The sequence below is a fragment of the Neorhizobium tomejilense genome, from assembly GCF_964254135.1.
In the GTDB taxonomy this organism is placed as follows: domain Bacteria; phylum Pseudomonadota; class Alphaproteobacteria; order Rhizobiales; family Rhizobiaceae; genus Neorhizobium; species Neorhizobium tomejilense.
This window is the reverse complement of record NZ_CAXUSO020000001.1, coordinates 808163-821915: the sequence shown is the minus strand read 5'-3', so window position 1 is coordinate 821915 and position 13753 is coordinate 808163. Positions and strand designations below refer to the sequence as shown.

Below are 13753 nucleotides of genomic sequence, written 5' to 3'. Positions count from 1 at the left end.
GCGTATGTGAGCTAAATAGTCGCATACGTGCCGTATGTCAATTCACATACGGAACGTATGCGAATAATTCGGAGTCCGCATGGCAGAAAAGATGGCAGACAAGATCGCACCCGAGATGGCTCCCGGCACGGGCCCGAAGAGCGCCGCCAGGCCGCGCAAGGAAATGATCGCCGAAACGAAGGCCAAGCTGATCGCCGCCGCACGGCATGCGTTTGCGCGCCAAGGTTATGCGGAAGCCTCGATGGATGATTTCACCGCCGGCGCCGGGCTGACGCGCGGGGCGCTCTACCACCATTTCGGTGACAAGAAGGGCCTGCTGATGGCGGTGGTCACACAGATCGACGCAGAAATATCCGATCGGCTCTGCGAGATCTCGAGCCGGGCCGACAATACCTGGCGCGGCTTCGTCGACGAATGCGTCGCCTATATCGAGATGTCGCTGGAGCCGGAGATCCAGCGGATCATGCTGCTCGACGGCCCGGCGGTGCTCGGCGATCCGTCGCAATGGCCAAGCCAGAGCGCCTGCATCCGCACCACCACCGCAAGCCTCCAGAAACTGATCGACGACGGCACGATCCGCCCCGCCGACGCCGAAGCCACCGCCCGCCTCGTCAACGGCGCCACCTTGAGCGCCGCACTCTGGATCGCCAGTGCCGAGGACCCGGAGGCGGTGTCGAAGAAGGCGGTGGAGGCGTTTCTGACGCTGGTTTCGGGGTTGTTGGTGGAGAGGTGAGCGGGGGACGGGCCGATATCCATCACATTGCTCAGCCGACATCACCTCCCCCGGCTGCACGAAATAAACATGTATATTCTTGTTATTGACGGGATTTCGTTAAAGATGCTATTTTAGCTCTAAATGAGGTATCCCATGCTCTACAAGCTAGAGATTGAAAACTTCTTCTCTGTCCGCGATCCGCAGGTGCTCGATCTGACGGTCGATGGAAAAGTGCCTGATCCTGAAGGCCGCTATGGCCCCATCTTCGAGGGCGCGGACGTGCGCGCGCCGAAGGTCGTCGCGCTCTATGGCGCGAACGCCTCGGGCAAAACGACGGTGTTGCGCGCACTCGAATTCATTGTGACTATGATCCGCGACAGTGTAGCGCGCACGGTGCCGGGCTTCGCTGGTATTGAGCGTTTCAACGATGTGGAATCTGCCAATCGGCCGATCCGGTTCGCGATCGAGCTGGGCGGCATCATGAACCTGACGCCCGAAATCTTTCAGCGCGCCACGAACGGCGAAAAAGTCGAGAAAGGCACCTACCGCTACGAACTGGAAATTGAACTCAAGGAAGGGCTTGCGGTAAGGATCGCGTCTGAGGCGCTGCGCCAGAAGCCGAACGGCCAAGGGAAATGGCAGCGCGTCTATGAACGCGATGCCGAGGGCAAGGTGAAGGACTCCAAGACCTTTAGCCTCTCGGGATTCCAGCACCTCGTGAAAACACTCGCCGGCAATCATACGGTGCTGTCGTCGTTTGCGAAATTCCAACACCCGACCGCGCAGCTCCTCGTGGATACGGCGCGCAAGGCCTTCTTCCAAATTGAGCCTCTGCACTCCTTCGTCGATCGCGACGTGATCGACTATCTGAAGAACCAGCCCAACGTCGTCTCGCGACTGAAGGATGAGCTAAGCCGCATCGACGTGGGCGTGGAAGGGATGCGCTTTCAGAATACGGACAACGGGCCGCTGCTGCTTTTCAAGCACGCGGGGCTTGCGGTCGAAATGCCTTGGCTGATGGAAAGCCACGGCACGCGGGCCTTTATCAAGATGTTCCCGTTCATCATGAGCGCGCTCGACATGGGTGGTATCGCCGCGATCGACGAAATGGACGCTGCCATTCATCCGAACATGCTGCCCGAACTGGTGCGCTGGTTCTATGCGGCTTCGGGGCGCAACAAATTCGATGCACAGCTCTGGCTTTCCTGCCATTCGGCCTCGCTGCTCGATGACCTCAACAAGGAGGAAATCGTGATCTGCGAGAAGGACCGGCAGGGCCGCAGCCACCTTTACAGCCTCATGGACGTGAAGGTGCGCCGCGACGAGAACCACTACCGCAAATATCTGAGCGGTGCATACGGCGGGGTTCCACATCTCGGATGAGCCGTCGTCGCCCACCATACATCGAGCTTCGCCGTCCGGTATATATCGGCTGCGAGGGCGCGTCAGAAGTCGGTTATGCCGGTTTTCTGCAAGACCTGATTCGCGATGCCAATTTGCCGGTGCACCTGCACGTTGACGAATTGGGGCCGGGGACCGGCGATCCGCTATCGCGTATCGAAATGGCGGTGCTGCGCCTCAAGCTGCTTGAGAGGAAACGCAGTGCGCCCGCGGAACGCTTTGCGCTTTTGGATTTTGACCAGGCTGAGCGCGATCCGCAGCGCGCGGAGCGAACGCGCAAGCTCGCGGCCGACAACGGAATCACGATCCTCTGGCAACGGCCCTGTTTTGAGGCGATGCTGCTACGCCATCTGAAGGGCAAAGCGGCCAACCGGCCGCCCGATACGCCGGGGGCGATTAAGGCGCTCGAAAAGGAATGGCCGGAATACAAAAAGCCCATGACGCGCGCCAATCTGGCACGACGGATTGATCGGGATGCCGTCCTGCGGGCAGCACGTGTCGAGGCCGAACTGCAAGGCCTGCTCCGCTGCATCGGGGTGCTTTAGCGATCGGGACGCGCGCGACTTCCGCGCGATCGGCAGCGGTCAACTGGTGGCAACGGCCGCCTCACCACATCCACCTTCCGACCGGACATTCCGGAATCGACCCCAATCGACTACGGCTCCAAGCGAGGTTCATGTCCGCTTTCGGCAAAAGCGGCCACCCCACCCCCACTCCCCCGCCTCACGCATGGCAGCTATTCGCAAAAAGCAGGTTGTCCGGCCCCTTGCCGAACGGTCACAACGGGGTCATCACCATATGCTGCTCATGCGCCGGCCGGGTTTCCGGGCGGTTTCCCCGAAAGAGACTGCCTTCATGACCCCTCGGTCCACCGGCCTCATCTGCGCCATTGCGGCGGTGACGATCTTTTCGATGCAGGACGGGATTTCCAAACATCTGGGCAGCGCCTATCCGCCGATCTTCATCACCATGATCCGCTACTGGGCGTTCGCGGGCTTTGCGTTTGCACTGGCCAGCCGCTCGGCGGGCGGGGTGAAGGTTGCGGCGAACGCCCACCGGCCCTGGCTGCAGGTTGCCCGCGGCGCGCTTTTGGCGGTGCAGATCGTCATCTCGATCTTCTCCTTCTCGCATGTCGGGCTCGCGGCCAGCCACACGATGTTTGCGGCGACGCCGCTGGTAGTCGCCTGTCTTTCGGTGCCGTTTCTCGGCGAAAAGGTCGGCTGGCGGCGGTGGACGGCGATCGGCATCGGCTTTATCGGCATCCTTCTGATCGTCAACCCGCTCAACGCCACCTTCGACGCCCGGATCGTCATCCCGATGGTCGCGACGCTGATGTTCGGGCTCTATTCCGTGATGACCCGGCTTGCCAGCCGCACCGACACCTCCGACACGGCGTTTTTCTATACCGGCGTCGTCGGCGCGGTGACGATCACCGTCGTCGGCCCGTTCTACTGGACGCAGGTCACGCCCGCAGACTGGCTGTGGATGCTGGTGCTCTGCATCACCGGCATAAGCGGGCATTACCTTCTGATCCGCGCCTTCAACCTGCTCGATGCGGTGGTCGTGCAGCCGATGTCCTATATCCAGTCGGTGCTGGTCTGCCTGATCGGCGTCTTCGTGTTCGGCGAAGTGATGACCGCCAACATGATCCTCGGCGTCGCGATCGTCATCGGCGCCGGCATCTTCACCATCTGGCGGGAGGCCCGGCTCGGCCGCGCCGCGCCGCCGGCGATCGACCCGCCGGGCACGCCGTAAGGCAGCGCACCATCAATCCTGGTGATGGATTGATTGAGCAAAAGTTGTTTTAAGAACAGCGGCGCACGCGGTATGTTTTGCTCCTTGTGTTCGAGGAGATTCCCATGCCCACGTCCGCGTCGCCATCCGTGCTCCCCTCGAGGCCGAAACCGGCTTCCATGCCCTGGCTGATCATCGTCGCCGGCGCCCTGATCGCCATGCTGACCTTCGGCCCGCGCTCCGCCATGGGCTTCTTCCAGCTTCCGATGCTCTCCGACACCGGCTGGGACCGGTCCACCTTCGGGCTCGCCATGGCGATCCAGAACCTCGCCTGGGGGCTCGGCCAGCCCTTCTTCGGGGCGCTTGCCGACAAATACGGCACAGGCCGCGTCCTCACCATGTCCGGCGTGCTCTATGCCGCCGGCCTCATCATCATGGCCAATGCCAACGCGCCGGTCTGGCTGCATATCGGCGGGGGCGTGCTGATCGGCCTGGCGATCGCCGCCGGCTCCTTCAGCGTCATCCTTTCGGCCTTTGCCCGCAACGTGACGCCGGAGCAGCGCTCGATGGCCTTCGGCATCGGCACCGCCGCAGGCTCGGCCGGCATGTTCCTGTTTGCGCCGTTGAGCCAGGCGCTGATCAGCAATTTCGGCTGGTCCGACAGTCTGGTCTATCTGTCGGTGCTGATGCTGATCGTGCCGCTGCTCGCCTTTCCGCTACGCGGCAATGCAAACTCGGGAAGCCAGTCGCACAGCCAGTTCCAGCAATCGGTAGGGGCTGCCCTGAAGGAAGCCTTCGCTCATCAGAGCTATCTGCTCCTGACCGCCGGGTTCTTCGTCTGCGGTTTCCAGGTCGCCTTCATCACCGCGCATTTCCCGGCCTATCTCGGGGATATCGGCATCGCGCCCGCTTACGCGGTGATCGCCATGGCGCTGATCGGCTTCTTCAACATCATCGGCTCGCTCGGCGCGGGCTTTATCGGCCAGCGGTATTCCAAACCCTATTTCCTCGCCTACATCTATATCGCCCGGTCGATCGCAGTGACGGCCTTCCTCCTCCTGCCGCAAACGCCGACCTCGGTGATCGTGTTCGCGATCGTCATGGGGCTCCTGTGGCTCTCTACCGTGCCGCCGACCAACGGGCTCGTCGCCATCATGTTCGGCACGCGCCATCTCGGGCTCTTGGGCGGCCTCGTCTTCCTGTCGCACCAGGTGGGCTCGTTCCTCGGCGTGTGGATGGGCGGTTATCTCTACGACCGTTTCGGCTCCTACGATCCGGTCTGGTGGCTCGGCGTGGCACTCGGCCTTTTTGCCGCCGTCGTGCATTGGCCGATACAGGAAAAGGCGGTGGACCGCGGGGTATTGCAGCCGCAGCCAGCGGAGTAATGGCGGGCAAGCCTTAGCTGGCCTGACGTTCCGCGTCCTTCGAAAGCGCCTTCAGCGCCGCCTGGACGAAACCGTCGCGGGCGGCGTTTTCCGTCAGGCCGCGGGGCTCGTAGACGTGGCGGTGCAGGAAATAACCGGTGAGCCGGAAAGCCTCCGCCATGCTGTCGCGGTCGGCCGCCGAAGCAGCGCCTTCTCCGAGGAACCCCGGCAGGGCCAGCATGCGGTCGGCATAGGGCGTGCCGGCCTCGCGGGAAACGGCGCGGCCGCTTTTCGGCGAGACGTAGACGAGGTTTTCCCGTCCGCCGGTCGCCGCGCATTCGGTGAGGTCGAGGCCGAAACCGAGGTCGTTCAACACCGCGAGCTCGAAGCGCACAAAAAGCTCGCCGGCATCGGCGGGATCGTCGAAGGCATCGAGGATGATGTCCAGCGCATCGAAGAGATGCGGATGCGGGTCGCGCTCGGGCAGCAGGCGCAGCAGCGCGCCCATCGCCTGGACGCCGTAGACGGCGGTCGCCGTCTCCATCAGCTTGGCGGCGCGCAACCGGATCGGTTCCAGCTTGAACTCGCCAAGATGTTCGTCGAGCCGCGCGCGCCAGACCACTTCCACCCGGTTTCCGGCCTGCAGCACCGGCTGCATCGCCCGCGAACGACCGGAGCGGACGAGGCCCAGGTGCCTTCCGCGGTCACGGGTCATCAGCTCGGCGATGACGCTCGTCTCGCCGTGACGCTTGACGCCTATGATGATCGCTTCGTCCTGCCACTGCATGTATCTGTTCAAGCTCCTTTCGAGCCGATTCAACAATAGAGCATAAGTCCTTCGGACTGAATCGGTTTCTGCTGTCGCGCAGTTGCGTCAAAGATGCATATGCCCATGGGCTTGCCTGGAACAAATCGGCCTCCATTTGGATTCCTGTGCGAAAATTCGCACCGCCAAATACGACCCTTGGGAGCCCTCATGAAATACGCCCTCTTCGCCGCCGCCCTTCTGGCCGCCTCGCCTGCCACCCTTCTCCCCTCGCCGGCCGCCGCGCAATCGCAGCAGCTCGAGCAGGCCTGCATCACCGTCGCCAAAAATTTCCTGCTGGTGCCGTCGATCAAGACGGGCATCGTCCAGTCCTTTCCGGAACTGGATCCGCCTGGCGCGCGGCTCACCTATTCCACCCGCGAGGACGCCAAGCCGACCGATTTCACCAACCAGATCGAGTGCGAGTTCGACAAGGGGCAGCCGCCCTTCCGCCTGCAGCGCTTCTGCATTTCCGAGACCTGCTACGGACCCAACGAGCAGGACCAGGACAACCGACGCCGCTACCAGGAGGTCAGGGCGCTGATGGACCGGCAGAAGTGACCGGCAGGCCTATTTGCCGAGCACGTTGAGCGCCGAGGTGAGATAGCGTGCGGCGAGCATCTGGCGGCGTTTGGTGGCGAGCCAGAGGGCGGCGCGGCAATGGTGTTCCAGAGGATCGGTCGCGGCAACCGCCGCGGCCGCGGACTGGATGGCGACGGTGCCGGAATAAATATACGGAACGCCCTCGGCATCACGCAGACAACGGCCATTGGCGGTGACGTCGATCCGGCGCCCGTCCGGATGCGTGAGGCGGTAATTTTCCAGGTATGCACCACCGCCGACGATCGCGTCGTGGATTGCCTTGGCGACCCGTTGCCTGTCGCCCTCGTTGATGTAGCGGATGACCCTTTCGATGGGGGCGCCGGCGGCCAGTTCCTCTTCGGAAACGCCGAATATATCGGCGATCACCTGGTCGCCATACACTTTGTTCTCGGGGACGACCCAACTGTAGAAGCCGAGAGAATTCGGATCATCCGAGCCCGTTTCTTCCTCTCCCGATCCGACGTCCGACATTCATGACTCTCCGCGCCACTTTGTCGATAAATTGTATCGTCGGCTCTACGTTAACAAGTCATTATAATGATGGATAAAAACCGCTAGCTATCTACCCCGTCCGCAGGTGATGCCGGGAGGACTTGACGCCGCCATGCGGCGGCGTAGGCGGATAATGGCATTGCTCAGGATTTGGGAAATTCCAGTCCCATTTCGCGGAAACGTTCCGGATCGTCGCCCCAGTTCTCGCGGACCTTGACGAACAGGAAGAGATGGACCGGCTGTTCGAGGATCTCGGCCAGTTCCTTGCGGGATGCCGTGGAGATCGCCTTGATAGCGTCGCCGTTCTTGCCGAGCGCGATCTTCTTCTGGCTGTCACGCTCCACGTAGATCACCTGTTCGATGCGCACCGAACCGTCCTTGCGTTCCTCCCACTTCTCCGTCTCGACATGGCTGGCGTAGGGGAGTTCCTGATGTAGGCGCAGGAAGAGTTTTTCGCGGGTGATCTCGGCCGCCAGCTGGCGCATCGGCAGGTCCGAGATCTGGTCCTCGGGATAATACCAGGGGCCTTCCGGCAAGGTTTCGGCGAGATAATCCATCAGGTCGCCGCAGCCGGAGCCGGTGGTGGCCGAGACCATGAAGGTGCGCTCGAACGGCACGGCTTCGTTGGCCGCGGCGGCGAGCTTCAGCAGGTCTTCGTGGCGGACGCGGTCGATCTTGTTCAGGACCAGGACTTTTGGCTGGTGGACGTCCTTGAGGCCTTCGAGGATCGCCTCGGCGTCGCCGCGGATGCCGCGTTCACTGTCGATCAGGAGCAGGATCAGGTCGGCATCCTTGGCGCCGCCCCAGGCCGACGTCACCATGGCACGGTCGAGCCGGCGGCGCGGCTTGAAGATGCCGGGCGTATCCATGAAGACGATCTGGGCGTTGTTGTGGATGGCGATGCCGCGCACGATGGCGCGCGTCGTCTGCACCTTATGGCTGACGATCGAGACCTTGGCGCCGACGAGCCGGTTGAGCAGCGTCGATTTGCCGGCATTGGTCGGGCCGATCAGCGCCACGAAGCCGGAATGGGTCGCACCGGCGGATGTCTGGCCGGCTGCGTTCTCTTCACCGGTATTGTTGTCGTTCTCGGTCATGGTGTCCAATTCATTGTTCGGCAGCGGGTTTCTGCCACACGCCTTCGCGTTCGAGCATCTTGGTGGCGGCCACCTGTTCGGCGGCGCGCTTGGAGCGATCCACGCCGGTCTCCGGCGCCACGCCGGTTACCTCGACGGTCACCGTGAAACGGGGATCATGATCCGGGCCGGACCGTTCGTCCACCCGGTAGGCGGGCGTCAGGCCGAATTTCGCGTGCGCCCATTCCTGCAGCTCGGTCTTGGCATCACGCCGCGCGCCGTCTGCGCGGGTGGCGCGGCCTTCCCAGTACCTGATGATGAAGCCGCGGGCGGCTTCCAGCCCGCCATCCAGATAGAGGGCGGCGATCAGGCTTTCGACCACGTCGGCGCGCACGTTCATCATCCGCTTGCCGGTCAGCTTCTTGACGTCGGCGCCGGTACGGATGAACTTATGCAGTTCGAGTTCGTCGGCGACAACAGCGCAGCTATCGGCGCTGACCAGCTGGTTCAGACGCACCGAAAGCTCGCCTTCGGCGGCGGTGCGGAACGTCTTGAACAGCAGTTCGGCGACACAGAGGCCGAGCACGCGGTCGCCCAGGAATTCCAGCCGTTCGTAATTGGCACTCTTGGCCGACCCGGTGCTCGCGTGGGTGAGCGCCCGGTCGAGCCATTGCTTGTCGGCGAATTCATGACCTATGGCTTTTTCAAGCTGGCCGCGTTCCTCCGCCGAAAGCGTCTTGGACTTCATCACCGGACGACCTTGAAAATCCGATCCCAGCGCATGTTCGTCGGCCACTTCCAGATTTCACGGAACGATGTGTCGTTGCCGAGCGAGAAGAAGATGACGCTGGCGCGGCCGACCAGGTTCTCGGCCGGCACGTAACCGACGTCGAAACGGCTGTCGAGCGAGTTGTCGCGGTTGTCGCCCATGAAGAAATAGTGGCCGGCCGGGACGACGAATTCCTGGGTGTTGTCGCCGCGCGAAACCGGCGAATGGTCGAGTGTGTCATAGGTGACGCCGTTATCGAGCGTTTCGCGGAAGACCGGTACGTCGGTGCCCGGATCAAGGCTGTAATCGGAGGTGAAGGTGCCGTCGCCCTGTTTGGGAACCGGCTTGCCGTTGAGGAGCAGCACGCCGTTGGTAACCTGGACGCGGTCGCCCGGCAGGCCGATCAGGCGCTTGATATAGTCGATGTCCGGATGGCTCGGCAGGCGGAAGACGATGACGTCGCCGCGCTTGGGTTCACTGAATTCCAGGATACGGCCGGAGAACAGATTGGGCGAGAACGGCAGCGAATATTTCGAATAACCGTAGGCGAACTTGTTGACGAAGATATAGTCGCCAACGAGCAGGGACGGCATCATCGAGCCGGACGGGATGGTAAAAGGCTGGAACAGCACGGTGCGGATCACCATTGCCAGCAGGAGAGCCTGGATGATGACCTTGATGTTTTCCCAGAGGCTGTTCTGCGACTTGGTCTCGGCTTTGTCGGACACGTTTGACGTCTTTCTGTTCGGCTCGGCTGTTGCCAGCGGTTTTGCGTTCTCTAAACCCTTCGCAAAGCGGCGGCAATGGTCGATTAGGCCGCGAGGCGCGCTTCGATCACCACAAAGGCCTGCGCATAAGGGTATTCGTCGGTGATGGTGATGTGAATAACCGCTTCGTGGCCTGCCGGCATCATGCTCGCGAGACGTTCGGCGGCGCCATTGGTGAGCACCATGGTGGGCCGCCCGCCAGGCAGATTGACAACCCCCATATCCTTCCAGAACACGCCGTGAGCGATGCCGGTGCCGAGTGCCTTGGAGCACGCCTCCTTGGCGGCGAAACGCTTGGCATAGGAGGCCGCCCGGTTCTGGCGGCGGTCGGATTTCGCCCGCTCGATCTCGGTGAAACAGCGATGGGTAAAACGCTCGCCGAACCGTTCGATGGATTTCTCCACGCGTCTTATATCGATGAGGTCACTGCCCATGCCGATGATCATGAAATCTTCCTCGCGGCGCCCGGCCGGTTCTCGTCAGTCCTATACTGACTTGAGGGCTCCGGCCCGCGCCGTCAAGCGTTCCAGCCGCCGGTTGCGGAAACTGCGCACGCCCAGATAGGTGACGGCATAGAAAACCAGGCCGCACAAAATGCCCGGCGGCAGGGAGCCGATCAGCATCGGCTCCAGGATCGGCCGCCAGAGCTGCGAGACGTCGAGGTGGTGAACCAACCTGCCGAGATCGAGACTGTCATGGCCGGCGGCGTCGTGGCCAAGTATCGTCTCGCCAAGCTTCCAGGTGAGTGGCCAGATGATCGGACAGGTGATGGGATTGGCAAACGTGGTCCCAAGCGCCGCGGCGATCATGCTGCCGCCGAAGAGATAGGCGAGCGGGATCGCAAACAGGATGTGGAGGCCGAGAAACGGCGTCCAGGCGCTGACCACACCGATCGCAAGCCCGGCCGCAACCGCATGCGGCGAACCGCCGATGCGCATCACCTTCAGGCGATAATATGCGAGTACGCGGCGAAAGCCCTTGGGAGGCAGGACGGCACGGCGCAGTCTTTCACGAATTCCAAGCGGTGTACGGCGGCGAAACGGCATTGGGGCGCATCTGGTTCGGCAGCGGGATATTCATCCGTCAGCTGCGGGAATCTTCGGGCGAACAGGCTTTAGCCCAAGCCGAAGATGATGGCGAAAATTGGCCCGCCCTTTCATAAGAGCGGCTTTCGCAGAGGTGATCCAGTCACCGGTCGTATCGATGCGGGAAGACCTGCAGCAGCCGCGCGGCGTCATTTCCGCGCGAACGGGTGGCTGATCGGAACGTATAGCTTAAAAGGACGACTTGCGGAACATGCCGCGGTCGATCTGGCGCATGCGGTATTCGAGGTCGATCCGGTCGTTTGCTTCGTTCAGGTAAGCAACTTCACGGTCCTGGGTGGTAGGAACGCGGAAAGCGCGGGCGAACTTGCGTACTGAGTCAAACATGATGTCTTCTTTCTTTCTAATATTGCACTGCAGCAATATAAGACGGGGCATCATGTTTTACCAACGCCGCAACTGCCGGGCAGCCCTGCGTGGGAAGCATGGCGGGTTAATGGGGATGCGCAGGAAATAGGCGAGCGCCGAGTTCTCCAGTTCCATCATGCATAGGGAACGTGCGCTTTTGAGCATGTTTGGTATGATCGCAGGCACTATTTCGAGCACGGGTGTCGGAATCTCGTTTAGCCGGCCGTCTTCAAGACGGACATGCCATGGAGGACGACGATGACCATTACCATTACCGCTTTCGAACGGTCGCCCGACCGTGGCAGAGGGCTGGCGCGTGACATGCGCGTTCGCTGGGCGCTCGAGGAAGCGGGACAGCCTTATGACGTTCGCCTCGTTTCGTTCAAGGCGATAAAGGAACCCGCACATCTGGCGCTTCAGCCTTTCGGGCAGATCCCGACATATGAAGAAGGCGATCTCGCTCTCTTCGAGTCGGGAGCGATCGTACTCCATATCGCGGAACGCCACGGAGGCCTGCTGCCGGACGATGCGAATGCCCGGGCGCGGGCGATCGCATGGATGTTTGCCGCGCTCAACACCGTGGAGCCGCCGATCTTCGACCGCAGCCTTGCCAGGATCCTCGAGCGCGACGAGCCCTGGTATGAAAAGCGTCTGCGCTCCCTCGACGAGACCATCCGGAAACGGCTGGCCGATCTTTCCCGCCACCTTGGCGAGGCCGACTGGCTCGATGGCGAATTCAGTGCCGGCGACCTTCTGATGGTGTCGGTGCTGCTCCGGTTGAAAGCGTCATCGGATATCCTGGACGATTATCCAAACCTCTCCGCCTATGTCGTCCGCGGCGAAGCACGGCCCGCATACGAGCGCGCTTTCGCCGCCCAGTTGGCTGTTTTCACAGCCGCATCGGCCGGCTGACCAGGTCCGGCTCCGGGTTCGAAGCCATCATCCGGGTCTTTTTTGCTCGGCCTGCGGGGCCGATCCTAGCCTGAATCGAGAAAGCTCTATCGGCGGATTGGTGTCTTTCCGACTAGCCTTTTCCTTGGCTAAATCCCCCTCGGGCTTGTCGGGCGTGACGGCCGGCGGAAATGAGGAGGATGCCATGAATGATCGCAACGTATCGGTGAAGGAGATACGCCAGAACGAGAACCGCTTCCTGAGCTCCGACATTTTTGAATCAGGGCAGTATGTCTTCCCCCGCCGCAACGGCGAGGGCGTCCTCAGGGAAGAGGCGCGCGACATTCCGGTCTATCATCGCTGCGACGTGCTGGTCGTGGGTGGGGGACCATCCGGAACCGCCGCAGCGCTCGCCGCCGCGCGAACCGGCGCGGAGGTCGTGGTGCTGGAGCGCTACAATCATCTCGGCGGGCTTTCCACCGGAGGCGTGGTGATCTGGATCGACCGGATGACCGACTGGGACGGGCGGCAGGTCATTCGCGGCTTTGCCGAGGAGGTTCTCGGCCGCCTTCCCCCTGAAGCCGTCGCCGGGCCGGACAGGGGCCTATGGGGGCAGCGTGACGCGGATCTCGCCAAATACTGGCGGCTGCGCACATCCGCTTTCCACGGCATCGTCACCTGGGCGCCCACGATCGACCCTGAAAGACTGAAACTGACCTCGCAGGAAATGCTGATCGAGGCTGGCGTGCGGATCGTCTTCCATTCCTGGGCGGCGACACCGGTGGTCGAGGACGGCGCCGTAAAGGGCGTCATCTTCGAAAGCAAGGAAGGCCGCCAGGGGATCATGGCCAAGGTCGTCGTGGACTGCACCGGCGACGGCGACGTTTTTGCGCGCGCAGGAGCGAGTTTCGAGGCCGATATCGAGGAGGGCGACGTGCATCACTCGATGAATACCGGCTTCATGCTCGGCGGCGTGGACATGGCCACCTGGCTCGCCTTCCGATCGGAGCAGGAACAGGCGTTTGCCGACTTCAACACGCTCGGGCGCGGAGAACTCGGCTTCTTCCAGACGCCCTACGTTTCCTGGCGCAACGATATCGCGCTGTTCCTCGGGCCGCGGCAATCGGGGCTTTCGGCCCTCAACGTCGACGACATGACCGAAGTCGAAATCCGCTCGCACCGGTTCATGCAGTTACACTGCGAATTCTTCAGGAAAAATGCGCCGGGGTTCAAGGACGCTTATATGCTGCTCAGCGCGCCGCAGCTCGGCGTCCGGCACACGCGGCGGCTCGCCGGTGTCGGCCGGGTCGAGCGCAGCCAGTGGCCGGTCGGTGCCGTTCTGCCGGATGAAATCGGCGTCAGCCCCTCGGTCTCGCCGAAGTTTCCGGTGGTCTCAGTACCCTACGGCGCACTCGTGCCGGCAAGGCTGGACGGACTGCTGGCCGCCGGGCGGCACATCTCCTGCGATGCGAACAGCCACGGCTTCATGCGCGAAATTCCTCAGTGCTGGCTGACCGGACAGGCGGCGGGTGCTGCGGCGGGCATCGCGGCCAATCGCGGCGTCGCGCCGCGGGGTGTGGATATTGCCGAGCTGCAGTCGACCTTGCGCGCTCAAGGCGCCTTCGTGCGGGATGCCAGCGAGGCGGCTACGGTGGTGAGCCAGGCGGAAACGGTGCAGGGCTGAT

16 protein-coding genes are annotated in these 13753 nt (G+C 62.4%); 8 read left to right on the top strand and 8 right to left on the bottom strand.

Going from position 1 to position 13753, the window contains the following annotated elements; translation table 11 throughout:
- Nucleotides 1–163: 163 nt before the first annotated feature.
- The 5 genes from ACSQ3G_RS04270 to ACSQ3G_RS04250 all read left to right on the top strand — a co-directional run bounded on the left by ACSQ3G_RS04270 (nt 164) and on the right by ACSQ3G_RS04250 (nt 5235).
- The gene (locus tag ACSQ3G_RS04270; RefSeq protein ID WP_498072574.1) at nt 164–733 is read left to right on the top strand and encodes a TetR/AcrR family transcriptional regulator; all 570 of its coding nucleotides are present in this window, start codon (nt 164–166) and stop codon (nt 731–733) included.
- Between the two features lie 135 nt (nt 734–868).
- Entirely contained in the window at nt 869–2098 is a 1230-nt protein-coding gene (locus ACSQ3G_RS04265) for an AAA family ATPase (RefSeq protein WP_436109171.1), read from the top strand.
- Nucleotides 2095–2661, top strand: a complete 567-nt coding sequence (locus tag ACSQ3G_RS04260; RefSeq protein ID WP_436109170.1) for a hypothetical protein — start codon at nt 2095–2097, stop codon at nt 2659–2661. Before ACSQ3G_RS04265 ends, ACSQ3G_RS04260 begins: the two co-directional genes overlap by 4 nt.
- 310 nt (nt 2662–2971) lie before the next feature.
- Entirely contained in the window at nt 2972–3871 is a 900-nt protein-coding gene (locus tag ACSQ3G_RS04255; RefSeq protein WP_436109169.1) for a DMT family transporter, read from the top strand.
- Nucleotides 3872–3975: 104 nt separating this feature from the next.
- Nucleotides 3976–5235 carry an MFS transporter gene (locus ACSQ3G_RS04250; RefSeq protein ID WP_105402861.1) on the top strand — a complete coding sequence of 420 codons (1260 nt, stop codon included), beginning with the start codon at nt 3976–3978 and terminating at the stop codon, nt 5233–5235.
- A 13-nt stretch (nt 5236–5248) separates the two neighbouring features.
- Here the strand turns inward: ACSQ3G_RS04250 and recO are convergent, their stop codons facing one another.
- Entirely contained in the window at nt 5249–6001 is a 753-nt protein-coding gene (recO, locus tag ACSQ3G_RS04245) for a DNA repair protein RecO (RefSeq protein ID WP_436111664.1), read from the bottom strand.
- 189 nt (nt 6002–6190) lie between these two features.
- On the opposite strand from recO, the gene ACSQ3G_RS04240 reads away from it, so the two are divergent.
- Nucleotides 6191–6580 carry a hypothetical protein gene (locus ACSQ3G_RS04240; protein ID WP_105435446.1) on the top strand — a complete coding sequence of 130 codons (390 nt, stop codon included), beginning with the start codon at nt 6191–6193 and terminating at the stop codon, nt 6578–6580.
- Nucleotides 6581–6589: 9 nt separating this feature from the next.
- Here the strand turns inward: ACSQ3G_RS04240 and ACSQ3G_RS04235 are convergent, their stop codons facing one another.
- From ACSQ3G_RS04235 to ACSQ3G_RS04205, 7 genes are all read right to left on the bottom strand, one after another.
- Entirely contained in the window at nt 6590–7093 is a 504-nt protein-coding gene (locus ACSQ3G_RS04235) for a PAS domain-containing protein (protein ID WP_436109168.1), read from the bottom strand.
- A gap of 164 nt (nt 7094–7257) precedes the next feature.
- Nucleotides 7258–8211 (bottom strand): GTPase Era, encoded by a 954-nt coding sequence (gene era, locus ACSQ3G_RS04230; RefSeq protein ID WP_436109167.1) that lies wholly within the window; start codon nt 8209–8211, stop codon nt 7258–7260.
- A 10-nt stretch (nt 8212–8221) separates the two neighbouring features.
- Nucleotides 8222–8941 carry a ribonuclease III gene (gene rnc / locus ACSQ3G_RS04225; RefSeq protein WP_436111663.1) on the bottom strand — a complete coding sequence of 240 codons (720 nt, stop codon included), beginning with the start codon at nt 8939–8941 and terminating at the stop codon, nt 8222–8224.
- Nucleotides 8938–9687, bottom strand: a complete 750-nt coding sequence (gene lepB, locus ACSQ3G_RS04220; RefSeq protein WP_046605691.1) for a signal peptidase I — start codon at nt 9685–9687, stop codon at nt 8938–8940. The genes rnc and lepB overlap by 4 nt, the downstream gene beginning before the upstream one ends.
- Nucleotides 9688–9770: 83 nt before the next feature.
- Nucleotides 9771–10172, bottom strand: a complete 402-nt coding sequence (acpS, locus tag ACSQ3G_RS04215) for a holo-ACP synthase (RefSeq protein ID WP_037080909.1) — start codon at nt 10170–10172, stop codon at nt 9771–9773.
- Between the two features lie 39 nt (nt 10173–10211).
- On the bottom strand, nt 10212–10772 hold the full coding sequence (locus ACSQ3G_RS04210; protein ID WP_436109166.1) for a DUF2062 domain-containing protein: 561 nt from the start codon (nt 10770–10772) through the stop codon (nt 10212–10214).
- A gap of 228 nt (nt 10773–11000) precedes the next feature.
- The gene (locus ACSQ3G_RS04205) at nt 11001–11156 is read right to left on the bottom strand and encodes a DUF3563 family protein (protein ID WP_080951252.1); all 156 of its coding nucleotides are present in this window, start codon (nt 11154–11156) and stop codon (nt 11001–11003) included.
- A 279-nt stretch (nt 11157–11435) separates the two neighbouring features.
- On the opposite strand from ACSQ3G_RS04205, the gene ACSQ3G_RS04200 reads away from it, so the two are divergent.
- The gene (locus tag ACSQ3G_RS04200) at nt 11436–12089 is read left to right on the top strand and encodes a glutathione S-transferase family protein (RefSeq protein ID WP_436109165.1); all 654 of its coding nucleotides are present in this window, start codon (nt 11436–11438) and stop codon (nt 12087–12089) included.
- Between the two features lie 184 nt (nt 12090–12273).
- Nucleotides 12274–13752: an FAD-dependent oxidoreductase gene (locus ACSQ3G_RS04195; RefSeq protein ID WP_436109164.1), complete on the top strand. Its 1479-nt coding sequence runs from the start codon at nt 12274–12276 to the stop codon at nt 13750–13752.
- The last annotated feature ends 1 nt before the right edge of the window (nt 13753 follow it).

Coding starts and splice junctions, on each gene's coding strand:
- ACSQ3G_RS04270 (WP_498072574.1), top strand. CDS start 164: ATGATCGCCGAAACGAAGGCCAAGCTGATCGCCGCCGCACGGCATGCG.
- ACSQ3G_RS04265 (WP_436109171.1), top strand. CDS start 869: ATGCTCTACAAGCTAGAGATTGAAAACTTCTTCTCTGTCCGCGATCCG.
- ACSQ3G_RS04260 (WP_436109170.1), top strand. CDS start 2,095: ATGAGCCGTCGTCGCCCACCATACATCGAGCTTCGCCGTCCGGTATAT.
- ACSQ3G_RS04255 (WP_436109169.1), top strand. CDS start 2,972: ATGACCCCTCGGTCCACCGGCCTCATCTGCGCCATTGCGGCGGTGACG.
- ACSQ3G_RS04250 (WP_105402861.1), top strand. CDS start 3,976: ATGCCCACGTCCGCGTCGCCATCCGTGCTCCCCTCGAGGCCGAAACCG.
- recO (WP_436111664.1), bottom strand. CDS start 6,001: ATGCAGTGGCAGGACGAAGCGATCATCATAGGCGTCAAGCGTCACGGC.
- ACSQ3G_RS04240 (WP_105435446.1), top strand. CDS start 6,191: ATGAAATACGCCCTCTTCGCCGCCGCCCTTCTGGCCGCCTCGCCTGCC.
- ACSQ3G_RS04235 (WP_436109168.1), bottom strand. CDS start 7,093: ATGTCGGACGTCGGATCGGGAGAGGAAGAAACGGGCTCGGATGATCCG.
- era (WP_436109167.1), bottom strand. CDS start 8,211: ATGACCGAGAACGACAACAATACCGGTGAAGAGAACGCAGCCGGCCAG.
- acpS (WP_037080909.1), bottom strand. CDS start 10,172: ATGATCATCGGCATGGGCAGTGACCTCATCGATATAAGACGCGTGGAG.
- ACSQ3G_RS04210 (WP_436109166.1), bottom strand. CDS start 10,772: ATGCCGTTTCGCCGCCGTACACCGCTTGGAATTCGTGAAAGACTGCGC.
- ACSQ3G_RS04205 (WP_080951252.1), bottom strand. CDS start 11,156: ATGTTTGACTCAGTACGCAAGTTCGCCCGCGCTTTCCGCGTTCCTACC.
- ACSQ3G_RS04200 (WP_436109165.1), top strand. CDS start 11,436: ATGACCATTACCATTACCGCTTTCGAACGGTCGCCCGACCGTGGCAGA.
- ACSQ3G_RS04195 (WP_436109164.1), top strand. CDS start 12,274: ATGAATGATCGCAACGTATCGGTGAAGGAGATACGCCAGAACGAGAAC.